The organism is Enterobacter sp. 200527-13, from assembly GCF_027924865.1.
Taxonomy (GTDB): Bacteria; Pseudomonadota; Gammaproteobacteria; order Enterobacterales; family Enterobacteriaceae; genus Enterobacter; species Enterobacter ludwigii.
In genome coordinates, this window is the sequence record NZ_BSCM01000006.1 from 148,172 (window position 1) to 160,894 (window position 12,723).

Below are 12,723 nucleotides of genomic sequence, written 5' to 3' on the forward strand. Positions count from 1 at the left end.
GGGCGCAGTGTACTGCACTGCAGAAAAATTGTCGCAGCGGCGATATCACGCTTTTTACCCCTCCAGGTGATCATCATCACGAAATGAAAAAATGTACAAAATGTGATCTTGTTTCATTCAAAGAAACTATTGATGATTGTGTGGAACCGGTTTCCTACATTTCTCACAACGATAACAGGATTACATCCGATGGCCAAAAATTACGCTGCGCTGGCGAATAACGTTGTCAGCGCGCTCGGCGGCAGAGACAACATCGTCGCCGTCACCCACTGCATGACGCGACTGCGTTTCGTCCTCAAAGACGAAAGCCTCACCGATGCCCCGCGCCTGAAAAGCATTAACGGCGTGCTCGGCGTGGTCCGCAACGACAACCAGTGCCAGGTGATCATTGGCAACACCGTGTCTCAGGCCTACCGCGAAGTGGTAAGCCTGCTGCCCACCGACCTGCAGCCTGCCGTACCGGAAGGCCCGCAGAAAATGACCCTGCGCCGCATCGGTGCCGGGATCCTCGATGCGCTGATCGGCACCATGTCACCGCTGATCCCGGCGATCATCGGCGGTTCAATGGTCAAACTGCTGGCAATGATCCTGGAGATGACCGGCGCGCTGGAAAAAGGGGCACCGACGCTCACCCTTCTGACGCTGATTGGCGATGGCGCGTTCTTCTTCCTGCCGCTGATGGTCGCCGCCTCTGCCGCAGTGAAATTCAAAACCAACATGTCGCTGGCGATTGCCATCGCGGGCGTGCTGGTACACCCGGGCTTTATCGAACTGATGGCGAAAGCCGCACAGGGCGAGCACGTTGAATTCGCCTTTATTCCGGTGACGGCAGTGAAATACACCTACACGGTCATCCCGGCGCTGGTGATGACCTGGTGCCTGTCGTACATCGAACGCTGGGTTGATCGTATTACGCCGGCGGTCACGAAAAACTTCCTTAAACCGATGCTGATCGTTCTGATTGCCGCCCCGCTCGCCATTGTGCTGATAGGGCCGCTCGGGATCTGGATCGGGAGCGCGATTTCAGCGCTGGTCTACACTATTCACGGCTATCTGGGCTGGCTCTCCGTGGCCATTATGGGCGCCCTCTGGCCGCTGCTGGTGATGACCGGGATGCACCGCGTATTTACGCCGACGATCATTCAGACCATTGCCGAGACGGGCAAAGAGGGAATGGTTATGCCGTCGGAAATCGGAGCCAACCTGTCGCTCGGCGGTTCATCGCTGGCGGTGGCATGGAAAACGAAAAACCCGGAACTGCGCCAGACGGCGCTGGCGGCAGCGGCTTCTGCCATCATGGCAGGCATTTCAGAACCTGCCCTCTATGGTGTGGCGGTACGCCTGAAACGCCCGCTGATTGCGAGCCTTATCAGCGGCTTCATCTGCGGGGCAGTGGCTGGCATAGCCGGTCTTGCCAGCCACTCAATGGCGGCGCCGGGGCTGTTTACCAGCGTACAGTTCTTCGATCCGGCCAACCCAATGACCATCGTCTGGGTATTCGGGGTCATGGCGCTGGCGGTTGTGCTCTCGTTTGTTCTGACCCTGATTTTAGGTTTTGAAGATATCCCGGTCGAAGACGACGCTGAGAAAGCACGCGCCCTGCAGAGCGCTCCGGTTCAGGCCAAAGCAGCACAAGTCTAAATTTATAGCGAGGTAAAGATGTCTGTTTTTCCACAAGGATTTTTATGGGGCGGCGCGCTTGCCGCCAACCAGAGTGAAGGGGCTTACCGTGAAGGCGGCAAAGGACTGACGACGGTCGATATGATCCCCCACGGCGCGAATCGTCTGGCGGTGAAGGTCGGTAAGGAAAAACGTTTTACGTTGCGTGACGACGAGTTTTACCCGAGCCACGAGGCGATTGATTTTTACCATCGCTACAAAGAAGACATCGCCCTGATGGCGGAGATGGGCTTTACGGTATTTCGTACCTCAATTGCCTGGAGCCGCCTCTACCCGAACGGCGATGAGCCACTGCCCAATAAAGAGGGGATTGCCTTCTACCGCGCAGTGTTCGAAGAGTGCAAAAAATACAACATCGAACCGTTGGTCACCCTGTGCCATTTCGACGTACCGATGCATCTGGTCACGGAGTATGGATCCTGGCGCAACCGCAAGATGGTCGATTTCTTCGCCCGCTATGCCCGTACCTGTTTCGAAGAATTTAACGGTCTGGTGAAGTACTGGCTCACCTTCAACGAAATCAACATCATGCTGCACAGCCCGTTCTCCGGCGCGGGGCTGGTGTTTGAAGAGGGTGAGAACGAAGATCAGGTGAAATATCAGGCCGCGCATCACGAACTGGTGGCAAGCGCCCTGGCGACCAAAATCGCCCATGAGGTGAACCCGGAAAACCAGGTCGGCTGTATGCTGGCCGGCGGCAACTTCTACCCCTACTCCTGCAAACCGGAAGACGTGTGGATGGCGCTGGAGAAAGACCGCGAAAACCTGTTCTTTATCGACGTGCAGGCGCGCGGCAGCTACCCGGCCTATTCTGCCCGCGTGTTCCGCGAAAAAGGGGTGGTGATTGTCAAAGACCCTGGCGACGATGAACTGCTGAAAAACACCGTCGATTTTGTATCGTTCAGCTATTACGCCTCGCGCTGCGCGTCGGCGGACATGAACGCCAGTAATACCAATGCGGCGAATATCGTGAAATCCCTGCGCAACCCGCACATCCAGGTCAGCGAATGGGGCTGGGGTATCGACCCACTGGGGCTGCGCATCACCATGAACATGATGTACGACCGCTATCAGAAGCCGCTGTTCCTGGTGGAAAACGGCCTCGGCGCGAAAGACGTCATGGATGAACACGGTGAGATCAATGACGACTACCGTATCAGCTACCTGCGCGAACATATTCGTGCGATGGGCGATGCCATAGAAGACGGTGTGCCGCTGATGGGCTACACCACCTGGGGCTGCATTGACCTGGTGGCCGCATCCACGGGCGAGATGAGCAAACGCTACGGGTTTGTCTATGTTGACCGCGATGACGCGGGCAACGGTACGCTGGATAGAACGCGTAAGAAATCGTTCTGGTGGTATAAGAAGGTCATTGCAAGTAACGGCGCGGATCTGGCGTAGCCTGTTGCTCTCTCCCCCGCCCTCTCCCACAGGGCGAGGGAGTGTCCAGGCCGGGTGGAAGCTACCACCACCCGGCACTGCTCACAGTCGGGAAAAACCGCCGTCCCCACGCCATCCGGCAAGCCGGGAGTAAACCTCTTCGACGGCCTCTTTCACCGGCGGCGTCATCGGATAATAAAACCCAACGATGTCCGGCTGAATGCCCAGAAACAATACCTCACCCACGTCGTCTTTAATCTGATCGACCAGATAGTTCAGCGGCATATTGTGGGTGGTCATCATAAACATCTCGGCGATGTCATCCGGATCAATCAGGCGGGTTTCCCCCGGATTAAGTCCCATATCGGTTGCATCCACAATCAGCAGCCTGTCCGGGTGCAGCTCACGGATCGCCACCACATCGTTTTCCGGTGCGCTGCCGCCGTCAATAACCACCCATTCCCCCTGCGGATGCGCGGCACACATTTGTGCAAGCAGCGGGCCCGCGCCGTCGTCGCCCATCATGCTGTTGCCGACACACAGTAAAACATCAGTCACGTAATCTCCTCACCATCAGGTAGATGGCACTCTCCTGATGAATATCATGCAGCATGCTGAGCAAAATTTTGCTCCAGGCCTGCTGCTGCGGGGTTTGCACGCTCAGCGCGGCGTCGAAAGCACTGGCGAGCATCGCAATGTGGTTGGCGTCGATAACGATCTCACCGTACTTCGGCACACCCTCCATTTTGCGGCGCGCCGTACTGCCCTCCGCCAGCGTGGCGATCCACGCCAGATAGTCAGGCCACGGGCAGCTTAATGCCGTTTCGAGACAATCTATCACCCCGAGGTGATGCCCAATGGCCAGGCTGTAATAGACCACCTGCTGCGCCGCATCCGGCGTGGCATCGTTCTCATCAATAAACTTACGGCTCAGCTGACTGAACACCACCGTTTCACTCATCGGATACGCGCCTCTTCCACCACCTGATTCAGGTTCGCGACGATCTCATTAAGACGAGGATCGTTTTCCGCCTCCAGCCAGCGCGTGACCTGATGCTCGCCCTGGCTCAGCAGACGCAGATAATCGTCGGCAATCTGGCGACCATAGCGATACCCCGCGAGCCGGCGCGCTGTGCGATCGACCTTCACGCGCAGCGGCTGCACCATATCCGGGTGCAGAATTGCGGCAGCCTGGTTGTCGCGCTCACCCGGTTCACGGGCATGTATTTTCTGTTCCAGCAGCCCGAGCGCCATGGCAAAACCGTACAGCGTGGCCGCAGGCGTTGGCGGACAACCGGGAATGTAGACATCCACCGGAACAATTTTATCGGTGCCACCCCAGACGCAGTACAGGTCATGGAAGATGCCGCCACTGTTGCCGCAGGCACCGTAAGAGATACAAATTTTTGGATCTGGTGCGGACTGCCAGGCACGCAATGCTGGCGATCTCATGGCACGGGTAACGGCACCGGTAAACAGCAAAATGTCCGCATGACGCGGTGAAGGCACCACTTTAATACCGAAGCGTTCGGCGTCGAACAGGGGCGACAGCGTGGCAAAGATCTCAATCTCACAGCCGTTGCAGCCGCCGCAGTCCACGCGGTACACATAGGCCGAACGTTTAATGTTCTTCAGCAGCGAGGCCTTCATGCTGGCGATGGATTCCTCCACCGTCATCGGCACCGGAATGCCGTTAGCGTCGCGTGGGCCGATCAGGTTTTCCATCAGCTGGCCTCTCTCATATGACGGGTAATATCGATGCGGTCCGACGGCAGCAGGCATTTCTGCCGTTTGCAGTCCGGGCAGGTTTCAAAGCTTTCGCGATGATGCTCCGCGCGGGCATCACCGTTGTGCTGCAACAGCGCGATGGCGTAGTCGATCTCTTTTTGTACGGCAAACGCGCGTTTGCAGACACGGCAGTTGCAGAGCGCGAAACGCGACTGCTGCAGAAAATCCTCTTTCTTCCAGACCGCCAGCTCGTACTCCTGCGAAAGACGGATCGCCACCGTCGGGCAAACCTCCTCGCAGCGGCCACAGAAAATGCAGCGCCCGAGGTTGAACTGCCAGGCCAGCTCGCCCGTTTTCAGATCGGTTTCCACCGTCAGGGCATTTGACGGGCAGGCGTTAACGCAGGCAGCACAGCCGATGCACTGTTGCGGGTTGTGCTCCGGCTTGCCGCGAAAGTTTTTATCGACCGGCATCGGCTCCAGCGGATAGCGGCTGGTCACCGTGCCGGTTTTGATCACTTTTTTAATGAAGGTAAACATGTTGACTCCTGCTTATGTGCTGCCTGTGCTCCGCCCCCCGGTTCTCTCATCAGAAAGAGGGTCAGGATGAGGGCATCAGCCTGCACAAAATCCCCTATTTCAGCGGCGAGTTCTTACGCTCGATGCTGTAGCGCTCCAGCTCTTTGTACGGCACCACCTGGCTTTTCTTCTTGCGCACATCCACCACCGTCATGCGGTCGGTGCAGGAGTAGCACGGATCGAGGCTGCCAATGATCAGCGGCGCATCGGATACCGTATTGCCGCGCAGCATGTAGCGCAGGGTTGGCCAGTTGGCGTAGGTTGCCGCACGGCAGCGCCAGCGGTAGAGCTTCTGGTTGTCACCGGTCATGCTCCAGTGGATATCGTCTCCACGCGGGGCTTCGGCAAACCCCAGCGCAAAGCGGTTTGGAATGTAGGTGAAGCCCTCAACCATCAGCGGACCGCCCGGCAGATTATCCAGACCGAAGTCGATCATGTTCAGCGCGGTGAAGACCTCGTTGATACGCACCTTCAGACGCGAAATAACGTCGCAACCCTGCTCGCTGTGCACGGTCATAGGCAGCAGGCCATAGCCGACGAATGGATGATCGGCGCGGGTATCGCGGGCGTGGCCGCTGGCGCGAACCATGGGGCCAACGTTACTGAAATCGCGGGCGATTTGCGGATCCAGCCGGCCAATACCGACGGTACGCTGCTCAATGTTCGGCGTGCTGAGCAGCATATCCACCAGCTCCTGAACGTCGCGACGCATCTGCTGCGCCAGCTGGCGGGTCTGGATCATGTCATCTTTCAGCAGATCGCGACGAATCCCGCCGATCAGGTTCAGACCGTATGTTTTACGCGCCCCGGTCAGGATCTCCGCCATCTTCATGGAGGCTTCACGTACGCGGAAAAACTGCATAAAGCCGGAGTCAAAACCGACAAAGTGACAGGCCAGACCGAGGTTCAGCAGGTGCGAGTGCAGACGCTCCACTTCCAGCAGGATGGCGCGGATCATCTGCGCGCGTTCCGGCACCACAATCCCCATGCCGTTCTCCACCGAGGTGGTGTAGGCGGTACTGTGGGCAAACCCGCAGATGCCGCACACGCGGTCAGAGAGGAACGTCACTTCGTTATATCCCATCCGGGTTTCCGCCAGCTTTTCCATCCCGCGATGGACGTAGAACAGGCGGTAGTCGGCATCAATAATATTCTCGCCGTCGACAAACAGGCGGAAGTGGCCCGGCTCGTCAGACGTGACGTGCAGCGGGCCTATCGGCACCACGTTGTTCTTTTTGCTGCCGAGCTCATTGATGAACGCATAAGTCTCGCTGTCGGTGGTCGGGGCCGGACGCTGACGGTAATCCATGCTGTCTTTACGCAGGGGATAGAGTTCGTCTGGCCAGTCGTCCGGCAGCACCAGACGGCGCTCATCCGGAAGCCCAACCGGGACCAGACCATACATATCGCGCACTTCACGCTCGCCCCAGACGGCGGCGGGCACGCGCGGGGTGACAGACGGGTATTCCGGTTTGTTGGGATCCACTTCGACACGCACGGTGAGCCAGCACTTCTCGCCCTGCTCCATCGACATCACGTAGTAAACCGCATAGTTTCCGCACAGCTGACGCTCGTCGTTGCCGAACAACACTGACAGCCAGCCACCCTGCTGGTAGTAGAGAAACTCCACCACTTCCGGCAGGTAGTTCACTTTCACGGTCACCGTTATCTGGTCTTTGGTTTGCCAGGACTCCTCCAGCACCACGCCCGGGAAGGCCTGGTGCAACGCGGCGAGATACTGCTGACCTTTCTTTTCTTCAGACATAAAAACTCTCTTTAATCACGCCACCAGCAAGGAGACGAACGCTAAAAATGCAAAACCAAAACCGGCCCAGGTGATGCGCGACGTCGCCACAAAACGCAGACGCGCCATGCTGTTCTCAAACAGGGCAATCACCAGCACGCCGACAAGTAGCTTGAGCACGGCAACGACCACCGCCAGCACCAGACCGGCCGCGGAAAAGTGCGTCATCTGCCCCCACGGGAAGAAGACACCGACAAACATCTGCAGCACCACCAGCTGTTTGAGGCTGATGCCCCACTTCAGCACCGCAAAGCCGTAACCGCTGTACTCAGTCAACGGACCTTCCTGCAGCTCCTGCTCCGCTTCCGCGAGGTCGAATGGCAGTTTGCCCATCTCGATAAACGTCGCGAATGCGCAGGCGCAGAGCGCCAAAAGCAACGGAAGGGAACGGTCCACGGGCCAGTGATACACGGTATGAGTGATAAAGCTGATATGGGTTGACCCCGCGACCTGCGCGGCGACCCACAGGCCGAGCAGCAGGATCGGCTCAACCAGCACGCCGAGCATGGCCTCGCGGCTGGCACCAATCCCGGTAAACGGGCTGCCGGTATCGAGGCCGGCAATCGCGAAGAAGAAGCGCGCGATGGCGAAGAGGTAGATAAGCGTAATGAGATCGCCCAGCACCGGCAGCGGCGATCCGACGGTGACGACCGGTAACGCCGTGGCGATGGTGAGCATGACGCCAGCCAGCACAAACGGTGTCAGGCGAAAGACCCATCCTGCCGCGTCCGGGGAAACGCTCTGACGTCCCATCAGCTTGAACAAATCACGGTACTCCTGGAGTACACCAGGCCCGCGACGGTTATGCATCCGGGCACGCGCCACGCGGCTCACCCCGGAGAGCAACGGCGCCATGGCAAATAGCACCAGCGCCTGAAGTATTGCCAGTAACAGACTCATGTCAGGCTCCTCGTGAAATCACAATCACAACCAGTACCGCCAGCTCGATCAACGCCAGTCGGCGGAACAGCACGGGCACGGCAGCGCTCTGCCAGCCCGGCACCCACCCCACCGGGTTAAACCAGTCCCGCAGTTTCAGCACCGCGGCAAAGTTCTCTTTGACCGGCATGGCAAAGCCGTGCGCTGTGATCACCATGGATTGCTCGTGTGCGTAACCGCAAGCCCAGGCGGTACCGCGTGCGCGGGAGGAGAGACGGTCGCGTCTGAAGAACAGCATCAGCATGAACGGCAGCAGCGGCGCGGCAATCAGCAGCAGCGCAATCATCGGCTGGGACACCGTGGTATGCGCCGTGGTGAGCGGCAGAGGAATGGCGTTACCCAGCAGCGGCAGAAGCCACGGGGCGGCCACCCCGCCCGCGATGCAGCACAGCGCCAGCGCGACAACGCTCGCCCCCATCAATGCCGGTGCACAGCAGGCGTTTTCGGCCTCACGCGTGCGCGGTGCACCCAGGAAGGTCACGCCGTAAACTTTAGCCATACACATCACCGCCAGCGCACCGGTTATCGCCAGCCCAACCGCCAGCAGCGGGCCGAGCAACCGGGCGATAAACACCTCGCTCTGACCGAGTGCGAAGAAGGACTGATAGATAACCCACTCGCCGGCAAAGCCGTTCAGCGGCGGCAGCGCAGCCATTGCCATCAGCCCCACCAGCATGCACAGAGAGATAACGGGCATTTTTTTGCCGATGCCGCCGAGTTTTTCGATATCGCGATGACCGGTGCGGAACCAGACGCTACCTGCCCCGAGGAACAGGGTGCTTTTAAACAGGCTGTGGTTGATCAGGTGATACAGGCCGCCGATAAAGCCGGCCGCAATCAGCGCCGGTTGATTGAGCGCCAGCCCGGTAACGCCTGCGCCAATACCCAGCAGGATAATGCCGATGTTCTCAAGGGTGTGGTACGCCAGCAGACGCTGGATATTGTGCTCCATCAGGGCGTACAGGCCGCCGACGAAGGCGGTGATCATCCCGGCGACCAGCAGTACAACGCCCCACCACAGCGGTGGCTGCCCACCGGTGAGCGTTATCGTCAGAATGCCGAACAGACCAACCTTCATGACAACCGTCGAGAAGAGCGCTGCGGCAGGCGCGGAGGCATGTGCATGTGCCTGTGGCACCCAGCCGTGCAGCGGGATAATCCCGGCCAGCAGGCCAAAGCCGATCACGCCAAGGAGCCAGACATCATTCCCCAGCCACTGACCGTTAAGGACGGAGAAGTCCAGCGTGCCGAAGCGCTGCCACACCAGCCAGCAGGCCAGTGCCAGCAGCAACGTGCCAAGACGCCCCAGCGCAAACCACAGTTTGCCGGAGGTGCTACAGCCCGTAAGGAATACGCCGCACAGCGCCATGATCTCGGCCATCACCACCAGCGCGCCGAGGTTGCTGGCAGTCACGGTACAGACCGCCGCGGCCATCAGCAGATTGACCAGCAGACCGTTGGGCTGAGTGTGCTGATGGCGGTGCCAGTCAATATTAAACAGGCTGATAAACACGCCGCACAGACCAAAGGTCACCAGCCAGATGGCATTCAGCGGCGTAATTTCAACGGTGTGCCGTATCAGCGGCATCACCGCTTCGACAGATTGTCCGCCTGTTAACACGAGGCCACCGGCCACCAGCGTCATCACGCTGCCAACCGCCCCGCCGATACCGGCTATCCAGCCGCTCAGGGTTTTATGGAAAGAGAAGATCAAGGCCAACACAGCGGCGGCGGCAAAATAGGCCACCGCGCTGGTAATCATCATCACTGCGTTCATTTCGCCCCCTCGTTCAGCGCCTGAAGCAGAGAAAGATCGCCGAAATCACTGTTAATGGTCAGCTCACGCTTACGTTTACTGGTGCGAACGATGTCGCGAATATTGACCAGAATCAGCGCCTTCGTCGGGCAGGTGCGCACACAGGCTGGCCCTTGTTCATCAAAGCTGCACAGGTCGCATTTGACCGCAACGGCACGCACGCCGGGAACCCAGTCAAGCAGCGTGCTCACCTTCGCCGGCGCAGGTGGCGCTGGCGGCGCTTTCGGGGAGTTGGCATTCGCCGGGATATGCAGCGGACGGCTGCCGGAAAATTCAATCGCGCCGAACGGGCAGGCAATGCCGCACAGTTTGCAGCTCACGCACAGACTTTCATTCAGCTGCACCGCCCCCTCGACACGGGTGATGGCATTAACAGGACAGACTCCCGCGCAGGGGGCATCTTCACAGTGGTGGCAGAGCTGCGGCGCAGACTCTTTCTCATTACGCATGACGCGCAGGCGCGGCATGGACTGTAGCCCGTGCTGACGGTGCGTTTCCGAACAGGCCGCCTCACAGGTTCGACAGCCAATACAGACCGTCGAGTCAGCAATTACAAAACGGTTCACCGGGTCATCCTCTGGTGATAGTCATTTTTGACGAAAAACTGTCTTGTCGACACTTCTCGACACGCAATGGTCAGGCCACGTTCGCTGAGGTATTTCCATCCATCAGCTGTTTCAGGTTGACCGCGAGATCGTGTTCAACAGCGGCGTACAGGCCGTTATAAACCGGCGCGATTTTTTCCAGATAGTGCTCCAGCACCTGCTGGCGATCGCGGTTACTGACGTGACCATCGACCATCCCGTCGGCCATCAGCTGCGCCTTCGCAAGACACTGTTTTTCACCTTCTTTTGTTTCGACGTAGTACTCGATGGTGTGGCTGTTGAAGGTGTCTGCCAGGGTGACGTTTATCGTGAAATGGCCGAAGAGCACAAAGCGCATATCCCCCTGCGCTGCACAGCTCATGGCGTGGTGAAGACGGGCTTTTGACAGGGTGATGCCCTGAACCAGAGAGTTGCAGTAAAGGTGCCACTGCTCCTGTAACTGCTGATGGCGCTGCGCAATGTAATCCGCTTTTTCGCTAATTTCCCAAATAGTCATAAAAGGTATCCGGTTAATGGAGATAGCGGCTGTAAAGCAGATTCCATGCCAGTTTTTAATATATTGATTTTTAACTATTTTAATCAAAAGAAGCGTGTCAATCGCGCCGTGTCGACGTGTCATTTCGACAGCATTGACATCGTCACGCCTTAACAAAAATCAAGCTGGCACCGTTATTGCATTATCGGGGCAATTCATTGAGGAGGCGTCATGCACGAAATCACCCTCTGCCAGCGGGCCGTCGAGTTAATTGAACAGCAGGCGCGGGCAAACAATGCAAAACGCATCACCGGCGTCTGGCTACAGGTCGGGGCCTTTTCCTGCGTTGAAACCAGCGCCCTGACCTTCTGCTTTGAGCTGGTGTGCCGCGGCACGCTGGCGGAAGGCTGTGAACTTCATATTGAAGAACAGCAGGCGGAGTGCTGGTGCGCGCAGTGTCAGCAATACGTCACTCTGCTTTCATCGAAGGTTCAGCGCTGTCCGCAGTGCCAGAGCAGCGAGCTTCGCATCGTGGCGGATGACGGCATGCAGATCCAACGTCTCGAAATCGAGAAGGAGTAAAATATGTGTAGTACCTGCGGTTGCGCTGAAGGCAACCTGTATATAGAAGGGGATGAACACCGTCCTCACGCCGCGTTTCGCTCCGCACCCTTTTCACCTGCCCCTCGTCCTGCAGCGGCATTAACCGGTATCACCTTCGCCCCCCGACACTCCGCTGCGGGCGACCTGCATTACGGGCATGGCGTCGCCGGTACCCACGCGCCGGGGCTCAGCCAGCGTCAGATGCTGGAGGTGGAAATCAACGTTCTGGATAAAAACAACCAGATTGCAGCACGCAACCGCGCCCGCTTTGCCACGCGTAAACAGCTGGTCCTGAACCTGGTCTCCAGCCCCGGCTCCGGCAAAACCACGCTGCTGACACAAACGCTCCACCGCCTGAACGGGCGCATCTCCTGCGCGGTGATCGAAGGCGATCAGCAGACGGTGAACGACGCCGCGCGTATACGCGAAACCGGCACGCCCGCCATTCAGGTTAATACGGGTAAAGGCTGCCATCTGGATGCACAAATGATTGCCGACGCCACGCCGCGCTTGCCGCTGGCGGACAACGGCATCCTGTTTATTGAGAACGTGGGCAACCTGGTCTGTCCGGCCAGCTTCGATCTCGGTGAGCGACATAAGGTCGCGGTGCTCTCGGTGACCGAAGGTGAAGACAAGCCGCTTAAATATCCGCATATGTTTGCCGCCGCTTCGCTGATGTTGCTGAACAAAGTTGACCTGCTGCCGTACCTGAATTTCGACGTGGATAAATGCATGGCCTATGCCCGTGAAGTGAACCCGGAGATTGACATCATGCTGGTGTCCGCCACCCGCGGCGACGGGATGGACGCCTGGCTGAACTGGCTGGAGAGCGAACGATGTGCATAGGCGTCCCCGGACAAATTCACGCCATTGACGGGAATCAGGCCCGCGTTGAAGTGTGCGGTATATTGCGCGACGTCGACCTGACGCTCGTCGGCAGCACCGACGAAACCGGCGCCTCACGCCTCGGTCAGTGGGTGCTGGTGCACGTGGGGTTTGCCATGAGCATCATCAACGAAGCGGAGGCCCGCGACACGCTTGCTGCCCTTCAGAATATGTTCGACGTGGAGCCGGACGTCGGGGCATTGCTGTACGGCGAGGAGCGGTAAACC

14 protein-coding genes are annotated in these 12,723 nt (G+C 58.5%); 5 read left to right on the top strand and 9 right to left on the bottom strand.

Going from position 1 to position 12,723, the window contains the following annotated elements:
* Positions 1 to 189 precede the first annotated feature (189 nt).
* Positions 190 to 1,641: a PTS cellobiose/arbutin/salicin transporter subunit IIBC gene (gene ascF / locus QMG44_RS18460; protein ID WP_032678844.1), complete on the top strand. Its 1,452-nt coding sequence runs from the start codon at positions 190 to 192 to the stop codon at positions 1,639 to 1,641.
* An 18-nt stretch (positions 1,642 to 1,659) separates the two neighbouring features.
* Positions 1,660 to 3,084, top strand: coding sequence for a 6-phospho-beta-glucosidase (locus QMG44_RS18465; protein ID WP_020883838.1), 1,425 nt, complete (start codon positions 1,660 to 1,662; stop codon positions 3,082 to 3,084).
* A gap of 81 nt (positions 3,085 to 3,165) precedes the next feature.
* Here QMG44_RS18465 and hycI read toward each other — a convergent pair whose 3' ends face one another.
* The 9 genes from hycI to hycA all read right to left on the bottom strand — a co-directional run bounded on the left by hycI (position 3,166) and on the right by hycA (position 11,029).
* Positions 3,166 to 3,621: a hydrogenase maturation peptidase HycI gene (gene hycI, locus QMG44_RS18470; protein WP_014171360.1), complete on the bottom strand. Its 456-nt coding sequence runs from the start codon at positions 3,619 to 3,621 to the stop codon at positions 3,166 to 3,168.
* Complete coding sequence (locus tag QMG44_RS18475; protein WP_047956020.1) at positions 3,614 to 4,024, bottom strand: formate hydrogenlyase maturation HycH family protein; 411 nt, start codon at positions 4,022 to 4,024, stop codon at positions 3,614 to 3,616. The genes hycI and QMG44_RS18475 overlap by 8 nt, the downstream gene beginning before the upstream one ends.
* A complete protein-coding gene (locus QMG44_RS18480) occupies positions 4,021 to 4,788 on the bottom strand; it encodes an NADH-quinone oxidoreductase subunit B family protein (protein ID WP_086532171.1) in 768 nt (255 codons plus the stop codon). The genes QMG44_RS18475 and QMG44_RS18480 overlap by 4 nt, the downstream gene beginning before the upstream one ends.
* Positions 4,788 to 5,330, bottom strand: a complete 543-nt coding sequence (locus tag QMG44_RS18485; RefSeq protein ID WP_086532170.1) for a formate hydrogenlyase complex iron-sulfur subunit — start codon at positions 5,328 to 5,330, stop codon at positions 4,788 to 4,790. Before QMG44_RS18485 ends, QMG44_RS18480 begins: the two co-directional genes overlap by 1 nt.
* A 94-nt stretch (positions 5,331 to 5,424) precedes the next feature.
* Positions 5,425 to 7,134: a formate hydrogenlyase subunit HycE gene (gene hycE / locus QMG44_RS18490; RefSeq protein WP_020883834.1), complete on the bottom strand. Its 1,710-nt coding sequence runs from the start codon at positions 7,132 to 7,134 to the stop codon at positions 5,425 to 5,427.
* A 15-nt stretch (positions 7,135 to 7,149) separates the two neighbouring features.
* Positions 7,150 to 8,073, bottom strand: a complete 924-nt coding sequence (locus tag QMG44_RS18495) for a respiratory chain complex I subunit 1 family protein (RefSeq protein WP_025203376.1) — start codon at positions 8,071 to 8,073, stop codon at positions 7,150 to 7,152.
* Position 8,074: 1 nt separating this feature from the next.
* Entirely contained in the window at positions 8,075 to 9,889 is a 1,815-nt protein-coding gene (gene hycC, locus QMG44_RS18500; RefSeq protein WP_086532169.1) for a formate hydrogenlyase subunit 3, read from the bottom strand.
* Positions 9,886 to 10,494 (bottom strand): 4Fe-4S dicluster domain-containing protein, encoded by a 609-nt coding sequence (locus tag QMG44_RS18505; protein WP_014171368.1) that lies wholly within the window; start codon positions 10,492 to 10,494, stop codon positions 9,886 to 9,888. Before QMG44_RS18505 ends, hycC begins: the two co-directional genes overlap by 4 nt.
* A gap of 70 nt (positions 10,495 to 10,564) precedes the next feature.
* Positions 10,565 to 11,029, bottom strand: coding sequence for a formate hydrogenlyase regulator HycA (gene hycA / locus QMG44_RS18510; protein ID WP_086532168.1), 465 nt, complete (start codon positions 11,027 to 11,029; stop codon positions 10,565 to 10,567).
* Positions 11,030 to 11,239: 210 nt separating this feature from the next.
* On the opposite strand from hycA, the gene hypA reads away from it, so the two are divergent.
* The 3 genes from hypA to QMG44_RS18525 are packed head-to-tail and all read left to right on the top strand — an operon-like array spanning position 11,240 to position 12,720.
* Positions 11,240 to 11,590 (top strand): hydrogenase maturation nickel metallochaperone HypA, encoded by a 351-nt coding sequence (gene hypA, locus QMG44_RS18515; RefSeq protein ID WP_086532167.1) that lies wholly within the window; start codon positions 11,240 to 11,242, stop codon positions 11,588 to 11,590.
* Between the two features lie 3 nt (positions 11,591 to 11,593).
* Positions 11,594 to 12,457 (top strand): hydrogenase nickel incorporation protein HypB, encoded by an 864-nt coding sequence (gene hypB, locus QMG44_RS18520; protein ID WP_032680402.1) that lies wholly within the window; start codon positions 11,594 to 11,596, stop codon positions 12,455 to 12,457.
* Positions 12,448 to 12,720, top strand: coding sequence for a HypC/HybG/HupF family hydrogenase formation chaperone (locus QMG44_RS18525; protein WP_047356672.1), 273 nt, complete (start codon positions 12,448 to 12,450; stop codon positions 12,718 to 12,720). The genes hypB and QMG44_RS18525 overlap by 10 nt, the downstream gene beginning before the upstream one ends.
* The last annotated feature ends 3 nt before the right edge of the window (positions 12,721 to 12,723 follow it).